Below are 15431 nucleotides of genomic sequence, written 5' to 3'. Positions count from 1 at the left end.
GGCTTGACGCCCCGTCCGACGTTTCAAACTCTAGCCGATCCCCGCTCCGAAAAGCGAATCCGGCCGCAATCCGATAAAATGCGCACGCCGAATAACCACCAGGCCGCAACGCAAGCACGCGAAAACGACCGGCGAGAACCGGAAGTGGTGTTTCAAGGATTGGCTACCCCGGGACCGTCCGCGCAGATGCGTGTCCGGTGCTCCCTGCCAGGCAGCTCGAAGAACTGTACGCGCTTCTGCGGCCGGACGCAAACAGCGTGCAAAAGGCGGTGGCCGGACCCCGAGGGGGAGGGGTCCGGCCACCGCGACCGCGGACCGGGGCTCAGAGGTGGGGCTCAGGAGCCGTGCTCAGAAGCGGGGTTCAGCTGTTGGTGGGGAAGCCGAGGTTGATGCCGCCGTGCGACGGGTCCAGCCAGCGCTGGGTCACGGCCTTACCGCGGGTGAAGAAGTGCACGCCGTCCGGGCCGTACGCGTGGGAGTCGCCGAACAGCGAGGCCTTCCAGCCGCCGAAGGAGTAGTAGGCGACCGGCACCGGGATCGGCACGTTGATGCCGACCATGCCGACCTCCACCTCGAACTGGAAGCGCCGGGCCGCGCCGCCGTCGTTGGTGAACAGGGCCGTGCCGTTGCCGTACGGGTTGGCGTTGATGAGCGCCACGCCCTCCTCGTAGGAGGCGACGCGCACGACGGAGAGGACCGGACCGAAGATCTCGTCGTTGTAGACGGACATGCCGGGCTTCACGTGGTCGAACAGCGTGGGGCCGAGCCAGAAGCCGTCGGCGGTCGGGGCGCCGTTCTTGTCCTCGGTGGTGATCGGGTGCTTGCGGCCGTCCACGGCGAGCTCGGCGCCGTCGGCGAGGCCGGACTCGACGTAGGAGGTGACCTTGTCGCGGTGCTGTCCGGTGACCAGCGGGCCCATCTCGGAGTCGCCGTTGCAGCCGGGGCCGACCTTCAGGGCGGCCATCCGCTGCTTGATCTTGTCGACCAGCTCGTCGCCGATCGGGTCGACGGCGACCAGCACGGAGACGGCCATGCAGCGCTCGCCGGCCGCGCCGAAGCCGGCGTTGACGGCGGCGTCGGCGGCGAGGTCGAGATCGGCGTCGGGCAACACCAGCATGTGGTTCTTGGCGCCGCCCAGGGCCTGCACGCGCTTGCCGTAGCGGGTGCCGGTCTCGTAGACGTAGCGGGCGATCGGGGTGGAGCCGACGAAGCTGACGGACTTGATGTCCGGGTGCTCCAGCAGGCGGTCGACGGCCGCCTTGTCACCGTGCACGACGTTGAAGACGCCGTCCGGCAGCCCGGCCTCCTTCCACAGCTCGGCCAGGAAGTTGGCGGCAGACGGGTCCTTCTCCGAGGGCTTCACCACGACGGTGTTGCCCGCCGCGATGGCGATCGGGAAGAACCACATCGGCACCATGGCCGGGAAGTTGAACGGCGAGATGATCGCGACCGGGCCGAGCGGCTGGCGGATCGAGTAGACGTCGATGCCGGTGGAGGCCTGCTCGGTGAAGCCGCCCTTGAGCAGCTGCGGGATGCCGCAGGCGTACTCGACGACCTCCAGGCCGCGGGCGATCTCGCCCAGCGCGTCCGAGTGCACCTTGCCGTGCTCGGACACGATGATCGAGGCCAGTTCGTCGCGGCGGGCGTTCAACAGCTCGCGGAAGGCGAAGAGCACCGTGGTCCGCTTGGCCACCGAGGCGGTGCGCCACTCGGCGAAGGCCGAGGCGGCCGCGGCCACGGCCTGGTCGACCTCGGCGATCTCGGCGAAGTCGACGTGGCCGGAGACCTGGCCGGTGGCCGGGTCGAAGATGTCACCGCGGCGGGGCGCCGCGCCGGCGGTGGCCACGGGCTTGCCGCCGATCCAGTGAATGATGTGCTTGCTCAAGGTCCGTCTGCCTCCGAAGTCCCGGGCGGCGTCCTGCCACCGGTCCGGTCTGGCGCCGCCCGCGAGAGGGTTGGGCGACGGGAATTCACGGGGCTACCGCGCTCGTCTCCCAGTCTGGTGGCCGCCCCGGCAAGGCTCAACGAACAGGCTGACGGGGATCCCGGATTCAGCCTTACAGGTCGTCCGGTGGTTGCTCCGAACGCGTGAACCGGCGGCCCCGGGGCTCAGAACTCCTCGTCCTCCAGGTACGGGTCGTGCAGCCCGTCCGCCGCCTCCTGGGTCTCCAGCAGGTCAAGCCGCAGGTCCTGTGCCCAGGCCAGCGCCCAGAGCTTCAGCCCGTCCACCTCCCCGGCCTCGACGCCCCGGGTGCGGAACCGGCCGTCCGCCACCTCGGCCAGCGTCTCCAGCCGGTCGGCGAGCGCGGTGGGCTGGAATTCCGGATCCACCTCCCCCGCCAGCGCGAGCAGTTCACCCTCCCGGTAGCAGCGGGTGAGGGCGTGCACGTCGATCAGGTCGCGCGGCATGCCCCGGTCGACCAGCAGCGCGGTGGTGAGCGCCGCCGCGTCCTCCAGCGCGACCACCGGCAGCACCACCGGCGGCTCGTCCGGCGCCGGGGTGCCCAGGTCGAGCCGGACCGGCCGGCGGCCGAGCGGTTCCTTCCGCAGCTCCACCGAGTGTGTGCGCCCGCCCAGCGCCAGCCGTACGGTCAGCTGTTCCAGGCGCGGCGTGCCGGGCCGCTCGGCGACCCCTCCGCCCGCCGCGCGGTACGCCTCCGCCAGCGCGGCGGCCACCTCCGGCAGGTCGGCGCCGCCGGTCGCCAGGGTGAGCCCGTCCTGCGGGCAGGCCATGACCCCGTGGGCGCGCAGCGCGTGCCCGCCGGCCAACGCCAGCCCGTACCGGGCGCAGGCGGGCGCGGCGAGGGCGGCCAGGCGCAGCTGGGCGGGGCCCGGCCGGAGCGAGGCGTCGACGGTGTGCGGAGCGGTGGTCACGCGTCCAGTCTGACGCGACCGCCCGCACCGCGCGCCGTGCCGGGGAACGCGCGGCTGCTCACCAGCCGGTGAGCCCGGCCGCCGCCTCGTGCAGGACGAGCTCCAGCAGCACCGGGTCGTTGAGTCGCCCGGAGCCGTCGGGCGGGACCAGCCAGCGCACGGCCCGGCTGCTGCGTTCGGGGTGCGGGACGACGATCCAGGTGCCCTCCCCCGCGCAGCGCACGCTGGTGCCGACCCAGCGGGCGGCGGTGCCGACCGGCACCAGGAAGCTGACGTGCTCGTCGCCGAGGTCGGTGAGGACCGGACCCCAGGAGCCGCTGTCCAGGACGTCCAGGGCCGGGCGGCCGAGCCGTCCGGGGACGGACAGGACGTCCCAGCGGCGTCCGGCCGGTAGCGGCATCAGGCCCAGCCCGGTGCGTTCCCACTGTGCCCGGAAGACCTCCGGGTCCGGTGCCGCCTGGGCGAGCCAGTGCATTCCGGTGCTCTCCATGTCGTGTCCCCGCTTCCTGCCGTTCGTCCTGGTCGGGCACGGCGGGAAACCGAGACCCGCCGTCACCGACAAGAGGCGGACGGCGGGTCCCTCTTACACGGGTCGCATGAACCAGGTCACATGAACCAGGTCGCACGGCCCGGATCGCCTGACACGGGTCGCGTCAGCGGATCACGGGACGCCCGGAGCGGGGTCAGCTGTCGAAACCGAGCCCCAGCCGGTCGAGCGTGCGCAGCCAGAGGTTGCGGTGGCCCCCGTTGCGGTCGGCCCGCTCCAGCGAGCGGGTGGTGATCTCGATCCCGGCCCAGCGCACCGGTTCGGGCGGGAACGGCAGCGGCTTGGAGCGCACCATGTCCAGCGAGGTGCGCTCGGTGCGCTCGCCCGCGAGCAGGTCGAGCATCACCTCGGCGCCGAAGCGGGTCGCGCCGACGCCGAGCCCGGTGTACCCGACCGCGTAGGCGACCTTGCCCCGGTACGCGGTGTCGAAGAAGGCCGAGAATCGGCTGCAGGTGTCGATGGCCCCGCCCCAGGCGTGGGTGAAGCGCAGCCCCTCCAGCTGCGGGAAGCAGCGGAAGAAGTGGGTGGCCAGGGTGCGGAAGGTCTCCGGCCGCTGGTCGTACTCGTGCCGGACGTGGCCGCCGTAGTGGTAGACCGCGTCGTAGCCGCCCCAGAGGATCCGGTTGTCGGCGGAGAGCCGGAAGTAGTGGAACTTGTTGGCGCTGTCGCCGAGCCCCTGCCGGCCGCGCCAGCCGATCGCGGCGAGCTGCTCCTCGCTGAGCGGTTCGGTCATCAGCGCGTAGTCGTACACCGGCACGACGTACGGACGGACGCGCTTGAGCAGGGACGGGAACACGTTGGTGCCGAGCGCGACCCGGCGGGCGAACACCCGGCCGTACGGGGTGCGGGCGGCCATGCCGCTGCCGTACTCCCGCAGGTCGGTGGCCCGGGTGTGCTCGTAGACGCGGACGCCCTGGCTCAGGCAGGCGTCCTTGAGGCCCCAGGCAAGCTTGGCGGGGTGGACCATCGCCACGCCCTGCTTGTCCCAGAGGCCGCCGAGGAAGGTCGGCGAGTTCACCTCGGCGCGCAGCTGGTCGGCGTCCAGGACGGTGATGTCGAAGCCGTACCGGGCGACGGCCTCGGCGATCTCGTGCAGTTCCTCGACCTGGTGGGGCTGGGTGGCGACGTCGATCTCGCCGGTGCGCTCCCATTCGGCGTCGATGCCGTAGCGCTTGACGGCGGCCTCGATGCCGTCGAGGTTGGCGGCACCGAGGCGTTCCAGCTGGGCGAGTTCGGCGGGCCAGCGCTGCAGGCCGTTGCCGAAGCCGTGGGTGAGGCTGGCCGCGCAGAATCCGCCGTTGCGCCCGGACGCGGCCCACCCGACCTCGTTGCCCTCGACCAGCACGACGTCCAGCGAGGGGTCGCGTTCCTTGGCGATGAGGGCGGTCCACAGGCCGGAGTAGCCGCCGCCGACGACCAGCAGGTCGCAGGTGGTGTCGCCGACCAGGGCGGGCAGCGCCTCCGGCCGGCCGGGGTCCTCCAGCCAGAAGGGGGTGGGCCTGGCGTCACTGAGTGCGCGGGCGGAGTCCATGCATTATCAGCCACTTTCTACGGATAGATGACAGTTGCGAGCCGCCGCTGACCGACCGTGCGTCGGGTCGCGTGCCGGCGGTACGCCGGGCCTTCCGCCAGGCGTTCCGTCAGGCGGTGGCCTTCCGACGGTTGCCGAGCCACTGTCCGGCGACGGTCAGCGCGACCGCGGCGACGAACATCGCGGTGCCGATGACGTTCACCTGCACCGGGATGCCGCGCTGCGAGGCGCCCCAGACGAACATCGGGAAGGTGACCGTGGTCGGGCCCGAGTTGAACTGGGTGATGATGAAGTCGTCGAAGGAGAGCGCGAAGCTGAGCAGCGCCCCGGCGGCGATGCCGGGGGCGGCCAGCGGCAGGGTGACCCTCAGGAAGGTCTGGGTGGGGGTCGCGTAGAGGTCCTGGGCGGCCTGTTCGAGCCTCGGGTCCATGCTCATCACCCGTGCCTTGACCGCCGTCACCACGAAGCTGAGGCAGAACATGATGTGCGCGATGAGGATGGTGGTGAAGCCGAACGGGATGCGCATGTTGAGGAACAGCGTCCCCAGCGAGGCGGCCATGACCACCTCGGGCATGGCCATCGGCAGGAAGATCATCGCGGTGGTGGCCGAGCGGCCGCGGAAGCGGTAGCGGGCCAGCGCGAAGGCGACCATGGTGCCGAGCACGGTGGCGCCGATGGTGGCGAGCACCGCGATCTGCAGGCTGAGCGAGAGCGACTGGCACATGTCGGCCACGCCGCAGGGGTTGGTCCAGGCGTCGGTGGAGAACTCGTTCCACTCGTAGTTGAACTTGCCGACCGGCTTGTTGAACGAGAAGGCCAGCACGACCAGGTTGGGCAGCACCAGGTAGGCGAGGGCCAGCAGGCCGGCCAGCACCACCAGGTGGGCGCGGATCCACTTGAAAATCCGGGACATCAGACCAGTTCCTCCGTCCCGGCCTTGCGCATGTAGACCGTCACCATGCCCAGGATCAGGGCCATCAGGATGAAGCTCAGCGCGGCCGCCGTGGGGTAGTCGAGCACGTTCAGGAACTGCTTCTGGATGCCGTTGCCGACCATCTGCTCGCTCGGCGAGCCCAGCAGCTGGGCGTTGATGTAGTCGCCGGAGGCCGGGATGAAGGTGAGCAGGGTGCCCGCGACCACGCCGGGCAGCGAGATCGGGAAGGTGACCTTGCGGAAGGTGGTGAACGGCCGGGCGTACAGGTCGCCGGCGGCCTCGTGCAGCCGGGGGTCGATCCGCTCCAGCGAGGTGTACAGCGGCAGGATCATGAACGGCAGGAAGTTGTAGGTCAGGCCGCAGACCACGGCGAGCGGGGTGGCCAGCACCCGGTCCCCGGAGGTGAGGCCGAGCGCGTTGGTGACGTCCAGGGCATGCAGGGTGTTGAGCGCTCCGACCACCGGGCCGCCGTCGGACAGGATGGTCTTCCAGGCCAGCGTGCGGATCAGGAAGCTGGTGAAGAACGGCGCGATGACCAGGATCAGGATGACGTTGCGCCAGCGCCGGTTCGCCTTGAAGGCGATGGTGTACGCGAGCGGGTAGCCGATGGCCAGGCAGAGCACGGTGGCGATCGCCGCGTACGAGAACGAGCGGACGAAGTGCCACTTGTACTCGACCAGGGCGTCCCAGTAGGTCGAGATGTGCCAGGTGACCTTGAAGCCCTCTTCGAGCGAGCCGGTCTGCAGCGAGGTGGACGCCTGGTAGACCATCGGCACGGCGAAGAAGACGACCAGCCAGGCGATGCCGGGCAGCAGCAACCAGTACGGGGTGAGCTTGCGCCTGGGCTTCGGCTCCTTCGACGGCAGCGGGCCGCGATCCGGGGGTACGGCCTGCGGCGGCGCGGCCGGGGTGGTGGCGGTCATACGGCCTCCTCCGCGGTGCCCGCGTCGATCGCCTGCGAGGCGTCCAGGGCGAAGGAGTGCGCCGGGTTCCAGTGCAGCAGCACGTTGGCGCCGGGGACGATCCGGGCGTCGCGCTCCATGTTCTGCTCGAAGACGGTGACCTCCTGGCCCCCGTCGGTGCGCACCACGTACTGGGTGGAGACGCCGATGAAGCTGGAGTCGACGACCGTGCCGGCCAGCTCGTTGCGGCCCTCGGCGACCTTCTCGGAGGCGTGGGTGATGGTGATCTTCTCCGGGCGCACGCCCAGGTGGACCCGCTTGGCGTCGGTGGCACAGCGGGCCTTCGGCACCGCGAGGCGGGCGCCGGCCACGGTGAGCAGCAGGTCCGCGCCCGCACCGCCGGTGACCTCGGCGGGCAGCAGATTGGACTGGCCGAGGAAGTTGGCCACGAAGGTGGTGGCGGGGTTCTCGTACAGCTCGGCGGGCGCGCCCAGCTGCTCGACCCGGCCGCCGTTCATCACCGCGATGGTGTCGGCCATGGTCATGGCCTCCTCCTGGTCGTGGGTGACGTGCACGAAGGTGATGCCGACCTCGGTCTGGATCCGCTTGAGCTCCAGCTGCATCTGGCGGCGCAGCTTGAGGTCGAGGGCGCCGAGCGGCTCGTCCAGCAGCAGCACCTGGGGGTGGTTGATCAGGGCGCGGGCGACCGCGACGCGCTGTTGCTGGCCGCCGGAGAGCTGGTGCGGCTTGCGCCGGGCGTACGGGCCGAGCTCGACCAGCTCCAGCATCTCGTCGACCTGCTTCTTGACGTCCTTCCGGCCGCGGCGGCGCAGGCCGAAGGCGACGTTCTCGAAGATGTCCAGGTGCGGGAAGAGCGCGTAGCTCTGGAAGACGGTGTTCACCGGCCGCTTGTACGGGGGCAGGGCGGTGACGTCCTGTCCGCCGATCAGCACGGTGCCGGAGGTGGGCTCCTCCAGGCCGGCGATCATGCGCAGGGTGGTGGTCTTGCCGCAGCCGGAGGCGCCGAGCAGGGCGAAGAAGGAACCCTGAGGGACGGTCAGGTCGAGCGGGTGGACAGCGGTGAAGGAGCCGTAGGTCTTGCCGATGCCGGTGAGGCGGACGTCGCCGCCGGCCGCGTCGCGCAGCTGGTCTGTCATGGGGTGTCTTCCTGGGATCTCTGCCGTGAGCGGGGGTCAGGCGCCGATGAGCTTGGAGAACTTCTGCTCGAAGTCGCTCTCCTCGCCCTCGGCGAGCGTGCGGAACACGTGCGCCTTGGCCGCCATCTCGGGGGTGGGTACGACCAGCGGGTTGGCCGCGCTGTCCGGGGCGAGGGTGGCGAGCTCGTCCTTCATCCCGGTGACGGCGGAGACGAAGCCGATGCCCGCGACCAGCTGCGCCGCGATCTTCGGCTGATAGTAGAAGTCGATCAGCTTTTCCGCGTTCGTCTTGTGCCGCGCCTTGGCCGGGACCAGCATGTTGTCGGTCGAGGAGAGGTAGCCCTTCTCCGGGATCACGAACTCGATGTCCGGGTTGTCGGCGCGCAGTTGGATCAGGTCGCCGCCCCAGGCGACGCACGCGGCGATGTCGCCGGAGGAGAGCTCCTGGCCGTAGTCGTTGCCGGTGAAGCGCCGGATCTGCTTGCTGTCGACGGCCTTCTGCACCCGGGTGATCGCTCCGTCGAAGTCGTCCGCGCTGAACTTCGCCGGGTCCTTGCCCATGTCCAGCAGGACCATCCCGATGCTGTCGCGCATCTCGGACAGGAAGGTGACCCGGCCCTTGAGGTCGGGGTCATCCAGCAGCTGGGAGACGCTGGTGACCTCCTTCCCCTTGGTCGCCTTCCGGTTGTACGCGATGACGGTCTGGATGCCGGCCCACGGGTAGGAGTAGAGCCTGCCCGGGTCCCAGTCGGGGGCGCGGAAGCGGGGCTCGACGGTGGTGATCGCGGTGGTGACGTTCGCCGGGTTGAGCTTCTGCGCCCAGCCGAGCCGGATCAGCCGGGCGGCCATCCAGTCGGTGAGCACCATCAGGTCGCGGCCGGTGTCCTGGCCGGACGCGAGCTGCGGCTTGACCTTGCCGAAGAACTCGACGTTGTCGTTGACGTCCTCGTTGTACTTGACCTCGATGCCGGTGGCCGCGGTGAAGGCGTCCAGGGTGCCGTGCTTCTGCTTGTCCTTCTCGTCGGTGTCCACGTACAGCGGCCAGTTGGAGAAGTCGACCTCCTTCTCGCTGTCCGAGAGGTCCTTGGCGGCGTTGGCGGTCGAGTCGCCGGTCGCCCGGGGCGCCGCCGGGATGCCGCAGGCGGCCAGGGTGCCCGCCCCGGCGGTCAGCGCGGCGGCGCGTAGCAGGGTGCGGCGGCCGACCGCGGCCCGACCGCCGGTCAGACTGCGTTCCCAGGCCCTGCGGACCGGTTCGGGCAGACCGTCGGTGAGCTCGTTGAACGCCTTGAACGCCATGGAACGGGCCTCCTGGGGGATGAAGGGCGCGTGGGGGAAGCACCCGTGGTCCGGGGGTTATCTGTCTCCGAAGACGGTGCGGTGCCAGTCCTTGCGGGCCACCGCGGTGGTGTCGAACATGACGTGCTTGACCTGGGTGTACTCGTCCAGCGAGTACTGGGACATGTCCTTGCCGTAGCCGGACGCCTTGTACCCGCCGTGCGGCATCTCGCTGATGATCGGGATGTGGTCGTTGACCCAGACGCACCCGGCGGCGATCTCCCGGGTGGCGCGCAGCGAGCGGTGCACATTGCCGGTCCAGGCGGAGGCGGCCAGGCCGTACGGGGTGTCGTTGGCCAGCCGCAGGCCCTCGTCGTCGTCGTCGAAGGGCAGCACCACCAGCACCGGGCCGAACACCTCGCCCTGGACCACCTCGCTGTCCTGGGCCGCGCCGGTGATCAGGGTCGGCGCGTAGTAGGCGCCCCGGCCGAGGTCGGAGCCGTCGTGGCCCTTCTGCGGCGCGGAGCCGCCGGTGACCACGGTGGCGTAGGAGCGGGCGCGCTCCACGAAGCCGGCCACCCGGTCCCGGTGGGTGTACGAGACCAGCGGGCCGAGGTCGGTGTGCGGATTGCGCGGGTCGCCGATCCGGATCGCGGCGTACAGTTCGGCCACCCCGGCCGTGAAGGCGTCGTACAGCGGGCGCTGGACGTACGCGCGGGTGGCGGCGGTGCAGTCCTGGCCGCCGTTGATCAGCGAGGCGGCGACGGCGCCGTGCACCGCGGCGTCCAGGTCGGCGTCGTCGAAGACCACGAACGGGGCCTTGCCGCCGAGTTCGAGGTGGGTGCGCTTGACGCTCGCGGTGGCGAGTTCGGCGACCCGCCTGCCGACCGCGGTGGAGCCGGTGAAGGAGACCATCGCGACGTCGGGGTGGGCGACCAGGTGCTCGCCGGCCGTGCGCCCGGCGCCGGTGACCACGTTGACCACGCCGTCCGGGATGCCCGCCTCGGTGCAGGCCCGGGCGAACATCAGCGAGGTCAGCGGGGTCAGCTCGGCCGGCTTGAGCACGATGGTGTTGCCCGCCGCGACGGCCGGGAGGATCTTCCAGGCGGCCATCTGCAGCGGGTAGTTCCACGGCGAGATCGAGCCGACCACGCCGATCGCCTCGCGCCGTACGTAGGAGGTGTGGTCGCCGGAGTACTCGCCGGCCGCCTTGCCCTCCAGGTTGCGGGCGGCGGCGGCGAAGAAGGCGGTGTTGTCGATGGTGCCGGGGACGTCGAACTCGGTGGCCAGCTTGACCGGCTTGCCGGTCTGCGCGGTCTCCACCCGGGCGAGGTCCTCCGCCGCGTCGGCCAGTACGGCGGCCAGCCGGGTGAGCGCCTCGGACCGGGCGCCCGGGGTGGCGGAGGACCAGCCGGGCAGGGCGGCCTTCGCGGCGGCGACGGCGGTGTCCACGTCGGCGGCGGTGGCCAGTGCGACCTGTTCGACCACGCTGCCGTCAGCGGGGTTGACGACCTGGAAGGGTTCGCCGCCGCCCCGCGTCTGACGGCCCGCGATGTACTGCGCGCCCGCGCCGAAGTCGGTCAGGTCCATCTGGTTCCTCCAAGTGCCGGCGGTTCGACCGCACGCTGCGGGGCCGTGCTTCCGCCGTGGGGGTCTGCGGTCCCGCTGACCTTGCCCGGTGCGGGGTTGACGTGACAAGGGTCACTTCGACAGTCTCGACACAAAGGGCCTTACAGAGTGCAAGGCCCCTCGCAGGGCAACAGGTCGTCGCCGCGATGGATGATTCACCTGACACTCTGCCCACTCCGATCCCCACTCTGGCCCTCCCCGGCCCTGGAGGCCCGCGATGCTCCCCACCGTCGCCCGAGTACTCGACCTGGAGGTGATGCGGCGCGGCCTGCCCCAGGTGGTGGCCGGCGCCGACCGCCTGGAGCGGCCGGTCCGCTGGGTCCACGTCAGCGAGCTGCCCGACGTCGCCGGGATGCTGCAGGGCGGCGAGCTGGTGCTGACCACCGGCATCGCGCTGCCCGAGGACCGCGAGGGCCTGGCCCGCTACGTCCGCGACCTGGACGAGGTCGGCGTGGCCGGACTGGTGGTCGAGTTCGGTCGGCGCTACTTCGACTCGCTGCCGCGCGCCCTGGTGAACGCCGCCGAGCAGCGCGGGCTGCCGCTGATCACGCTCCGCCGCGAGGTGCGCTTCGTCGCCGTCACCGAGGCCGTGCACGCCCTGGTGGTCAACGCCCAGCTGGAGCAGCTGCGGGTCTCCGAGTCGGTCCACCAGGTGTTCAACGAGCTGGTGGTGGAGGGAGCCGAGGCGCCGGAGGTGATCCGTCAGGTGGCCCGGATGGCGGGCGCGCCGGTGGTCCTGGAGAACCTGGCCCACCAGGTGCTCGCCCACGATTCCGCCGGACGCCCGGAGGTCGAGCTGCTGGAGGACTGGGAGCGCCGCTCACGCGGGGTCCGTCCGCCCGGCCGCACCGGCCACGACCCGCGCAGCGGCTGGCTGGTCACCACCGTCGGCGCCCGCGGCCAGGACTGGGGCCGGCTGGTCCTGATCCAGGAACCGGGCCCGCTGCCCGAAGGCGAGACCCACCCGCACGCCATGCTGCTGGAGCGCGGCGCCTCCGCGCTGGCGCTCAACCGGCTGGTGGTGCGCGACCGGGAGAGCCTGGAGCGACAGACCCACCGCACCCTGCTCTCCGGCATCCTCACCCACGCGCTGACCGTCTCCGAGGTGGCTCTGCGCGCCCAGGCGCTCGGCGTCCCGCTGGAGGGCCGCCGGCTGGTCGGCGCGGTGCTGCGCCAGCGCCGCGGGCCGATCCCGGCCGCGTTGGAGGCGCAGGCCCGACTGCGCGACTTCACCGAGCTGGCCGCCGGCGCGGTCCGGGCCTGCCGGCTCTCGGCCCTGGTCGGCGCGCTGGACGACGAGGGTGTGGGCCTGCTGATCGCGCTCGGCGCCCAGCAGGACGAGCACGCCGCGCTGGACTCCTTCTCGGCCACCCTGCGCCGGATGTCCGCCGAGGCCGGCCGGGAGGGCTCCGACGCCCCGGGGCCGGTGGTCGCGGTCGGCTCCTCGGTCGGCTCGGTCCGCGACGCCCGGCGCACCCTGTTGGAGGCCGCCCAGGTCGCCGACGCCGCCCTGCACGACGCGCCCGGCGGCGGCCGGACCGCCTCCTACTACCGGCTGCCCGACGTCCGGCTGCGCGGCCTGCTCCACCTGCTGCGCGACGACGCCCGTCTGCAGACCTACGTGGAACGGGAGTTGGGCCCGCTGCTGGCCCACGACGCCGAGCACAACGGCCAGTTGGTGCAGATGCTGCGGATCTACCTGGAGCAGGGCCGGAACAAGTCGGCGGCGGCCGACGCCGCGCACCTGTCCCGGCCGTCCTTCTACGACCGGCTGCACAAGGTCGAGCGCATCCTGGGCGTCGACCTCGACCAGGTGGAGTCCTGCCTGTCCCTGCACGTGGCGCTGCTCGCCCTGGACGCCGTCCGCCGCTGATCGACGGCGGTCACACCCCGGCCCCCTCAGACTCCGGTCATGTGCCCCCAGACCTTGTGCAGCCCGGGCCGCTCGGCCGAGGTGACGTCGCGCATGCTGTGCAGCCGGGCGCGCATCTCCTCGGTCGGGAACACCAGCGGGTTCTCGGCGAGTTCGGCCTTCTCCTTGTCGCCGCTGTCCGCCAGCACCTCGCGGGCGGCCGGCACCGGGCAGATGTACTGGACGGCCGCGGCGAGGTCGGCGGCCACCTCGGGCTGGTAGTAGTAGTCGATCAGCAGCTCGGCGTTGCGCTTGTGCACGGCCCGGTTGGGGATCATCAGGCTCTCCGCCCACAGCTCGCCGCCCTCCTCCGGCACCACGAAGGCGATGTCCGGGTTCTCGGCGGTGAGTTGGACGGCGTCACCGGAGTAGGCCTGGCAGGCGACCGCCGCGCCGGAGGCGAGGTCGCTGGTGTAGTCGTTGCCGGTGAAGCGGCGGACGTGACCGGTGTCGACCATCCTCTGCACCAGGTCCATCGCCCTGTGCGCGTCGTCGTCGCTGAAGGCGGTGATGTCCGCGCCCTGGGAGAGCATCAGCAGCCCGAGCGCCTCGTCCAGCCCGGCGAACAGGGTGACCCGGCCCTTGAGGTCGGGTGCCCACAGGTCCGCGGTGGACTTCAGCTCCCGGCCGAGCGCCTTGCGGTTGTACGCGATGCCGGTGATCCCGGACTGCCAGGGCACGCTGCGCCTGCGCCCGGGGTCGAAGGCCGGATTCGCCAGCTGCGGGTCCAGATTGGTGGTGACATTGGGCAGGTTGGCCCGGTCCATCTCCTGCACCCAGCCCAGCGAGACGTACCGCCCGGCCATCCAGTCGCTGATCACCATCAGGTCCCGGCCCGGGTCGACGCCCTGGGTGAGCACCGGGCTGATCTTGCCGAAGAACTCGTCGTTGTCGTTGATGTCCTCGGTGTAGGTGACCGCGATCCCGGTCTTCTCGCTGAACGCGTCCAGGGTCGGGCGCTTGCCCCGGTCGTCGCTGTCGATGTACTGCGTCCAGTTGGAGAAGTTCAGCCGCTTGTCGCTCTCCGAGCGGTCCGGCGCCGAACGGCGGTCCTCGGCCACGTACGCCGACGGGATGCCGCAGCCGGTCAGCGTCCCGGCGCCGAGCAGCGCGGCCCCGCCGAGCACGGAACGTCGGCGTATGCGTGCGGGGCCCTGCGGGCGGCTCGGGGCGGAACGACGGGGCAGGGTGGAGCTGCTGGACATGTGGGGCCTTCCGGAGCGTGGGACGGCCCCGGACACACGGGTGCCCGGGGCCGTCCTGGTAGGTACGTCAGACAGTGTGCGCGTCGGTGAGCGACAGCACCTCGTCCAGCACCGCGAGGCCGGTCTTGGCCTCCTCCTCGGTGACGGTGCACGGCGGAACGACGTGGAAGCGGTTCATGTTGACGAACGGCCAGAGCCCGCGCTGCTTGCAGGCGGCGGCCAGCTCGGCCATCGGCGCGTTGTCCGCGCCCGCGGCGTTGTACGGGACGAGCGGCTCGCGGGTCTCCCGGTTCCGCACCAGGTCGAGCGCCCAGAACACGCCCAGGCCGCGCACCTCGCCGATCGAGGGGTGCCGCTCGGCCAGCTCGCGCAGGCCGGGGCCGAGCACCGTCTCGCCGATGTGCTTGGCGTTCTCGACGATGCCCTCCTCCGCCATGGTGTTGAGGGTGGCCACCGCCGAGGCGCAGGCCAGCGGGTGGCCGGAGTAGGTGAGCCCGCCGGGGAAGGCCCGCTCGGCGAAGGTGGCCGCGATCTCGGCGCTGATCGCCACGCCGCCCAGCGGCACGTAGCCGGAGTTGACGCCCTTGGCGAAGGTCAGCAGGTCCGGGGTGACCCCCCAGTGGTCGGCGGCGAACCACTCGCCGGTGCGGCCGAAGCCCGCCATCACCTCGTCGAGGATGAACACGATCCCGTAGCGGTCGCAGATCTCCCGCACCCCGGCCAGGTAGCCCGCCGGCGGGACCAGGATGCCTGCGGTGCCGACCACCGTCTCCAGGATGATCGCCGCGACGGTGCCCGGCCCCTCGAAGGCGAGCACCTGCTCCAGGTGATCCAGCGCGCGCTCGCACTCCTGCGCCTCGTTCTCGGCGTGGAAGTTGGAGCGGTAGGGGTACGGGCCCCAGAAGTGCACCACGCCGGAGACGCCGGTCTCGTTGGCCCAGCGCCGCGGGTCGCCGGTGAGGGCGATCGCGTTGGCCGTGGCGCCGTGGTACGAGCGGTAGGTGGACAGCACCTTCTGCCGGCCGGTGTGCAGCCGGGCCAGCCGGATGGCGTTCTCGTTGGCCTCGGCGCCGCCGTTGGTGAAGAAGATCTTGTCCAGGTCGCCCGGGGTGCGCTCGGCGATCAGCCGGGCGGCCTCGCTTCGCGACTCGACCGCGAAGCCGGGCGCGATGGTGCAGAGCTTCGCCGCCTGCTCCTGGATCGCGGCGACCACCTTCGGGTGCTGGTGGCCGATGTTGGTGTTGACCAGCTGCGAGGAGAAGTCGAGGTAGCGGTTGCCGTCGTAGTCCCAGAAGTACGAGCCCTCGGCGCCGGCCACCGCGAGGGGGTCTATCAGCGCCTGGGCGGACCACGAGTGGAAGACGTGCGCGCGGTCGGCGGCCTTGACGGCCTGGCCGGCGGCTGAGTCAGCGGTGGGGATGCTCATGCCGGTAAGGCTAGGGCCGCCCGCCGCCCAAGTGCAGTT

General features: G+C 71.4%; 12 protein-coding genes. 1 reads left to right on the top strand and 11 read right to left on the bottom strand.

Annotated elements, in window-relative coordinates; all coding sequences use genetic code 11:
* Positions 1–361 precede the first annotated feature (361 nt).
* The 9 genes from ACH4E7_RS32715 to ACH4E7_RS32675 form a co-directional block, all read right to left on the bottom strand.
* Complete coding sequence (locus tag ACH4E7_RS32715) at positions 362–1885, bottom strand: CoA-acylating methylmalonate-semialdehyde dehydrogenase (RefSeq protein WP_396252769.1); 1524 nt, start codon at positions 1883–1885, stop codon at positions 362–364.
* A 224-nt stretch (positions 1886–2109) separates the two neighbouring features.
* The gene (locus ACH4E7_RS32710) at positions 2110–2874 is read right to left on the bottom strand and encodes a nucleotidyl transferase AbiEii/AbiGii toxin family protein (protein WP_396252768.1); all 765 of its coding nucleotides are present in this window, start codon (positions 2872–2874) and stop codon (positions 2110–2112) included.
* A 58-nt stretch (positions 2875–2932) separates the two neighbouring features.
* On the bottom strand, positions 2933–3364 hold the full coding sequence (locus tag ACH4E7_RS32705; RefSeq protein WP_396252767.1) for a bifunctional DNA primase/polymerase: 432 nt from the start codon (positions 3362–3364) through the stop codon (positions 2933–2935).
* A 193-nt stretch (positions 3365–3557) separates the two neighbouring features.
* Entirely contained in the window at positions 3558–4952 is a 1395-nt protein-coding gene (locus ACH4E7_RS32700; protein WP_396252766.1) for an NAD(P)/FAD-dependent oxidoreductase, read from the bottom strand.
* Between the two features lie 109 nt (positions 4953–5061).
* Complete coding sequence (locus ACH4E7_RS32695) at positions 5062–5865, bottom strand: ABC transporter permease (protein WP_207810257.1); 804 nt, start codon at positions 5863–5865, stop codon at positions 5062–5064.
* On the bottom strand, positions 5865–6809 hold the full coding sequence (locus ACH4E7_RS32690) for an ABC transporter permease (RefSeq protein WP_396252765.1): 945 nt from the start codon (positions 6807–6809) through the stop codon (positions 5865–5867). The genes ACH4E7_RS32695 and ACH4E7_RS32690 overlap by 1 nt, the downstream gene beginning before the upstream one ends.
* Positions 6806–7945, bottom strand: coding sequence for an ABC transporter ATP-binding protein (locus ACH4E7_RS32685; protein ID WP_396252764.1), 1140 nt, complete (start codon positions 7943–7945; stop codon positions 6806–6808). Before ACH4E7_RS32685 ends, ACH4E7_RS32690 begins: the two co-directional genes overlap by 4 nt.
* Before the next feature lie 36 nt (positions 7946–7981).
* Positions 7982–9241, bottom strand: coding sequence for a spermidine/putrescine ABC transporter substrate-binding protein (locus tag ACH4E7_RS32680; protein WP_396252763.1), 1260 nt, complete (start codon positions 9239–9241; stop codon positions 7982–7984).
* A gap of 57 nt (positions 9242–9298) precedes the next feature.
* Positions 9299–10810 carry a gamma-aminobutyraldehyde dehydrogenase gene (locus ACH4E7_RS32675; RefSeq protein WP_396252762.1) on the bottom strand — a complete coding sequence of 504 codons (1512 nt, stop codon included), beginning with the start codon at positions 10808–10810 and terminating at the stop codon, positions 9299–9301.
* A gap of 256 nt (positions 10811–11066) precedes the next feature.
* On the opposite strand from ACH4E7_RS32675, the gene ACH4E7_RS32670 reads away from it, so the two are divergent.
* Positions 11067–12722 (top strand): PucR family transcriptional regulator, encoded by a 1656-nt coding sequence (locus ACH4E7_RS32670; RefSeq protein ID WP_396252761.1) that lies wholly within the window; start codon positions 11067–11069, stop codon positions 12720–12722.
* A 26-nt stretch (positions 12723–12748) separates the two neighbouring features.
* On the opposite strand, the gene ACH4E7_RS32665 is transcribed toward ACH4E7_RS32670, so the two are convergent.
* Entirely contained in the window at positions 12749–13903 is a 1155-nt protein-coding gene (locus ACH4E7_RS32665; RefSeq protein ID WP_396252775.1) for a spermidine/putrescine ABC transporter substrate-binding protein, read from the bottom strand.
* 130 nt (positions 13904–14033) lie between these two features.
* Positions 14034–15392, bottom strand: a complete 1359-nt coding sequence (locus tag ACH4E7_RS32660) for an aspartate aminotransferase family protein (RefSeq protein WP_396252760.1) — start codon at positions 15390–15392, stop codon at positions 14034–14036.
* Between the last annotated feature and the right edge of the window lie 39 nt (positions 15393–15431).

This window comes from Kitasatospora sp. NPDC018058 (assembly GCF_044327205.1).
In the GTDB taxonomy this organism is placed as follows: domain Bacteria; phylum Actinomycetota; class Actinomycetes; order Streptomycetales; family Streptomycetaceae; genus Kitasatospora.
This window is presented reverse-complemented; position numbering and strand designations above follow the sequence as displayed.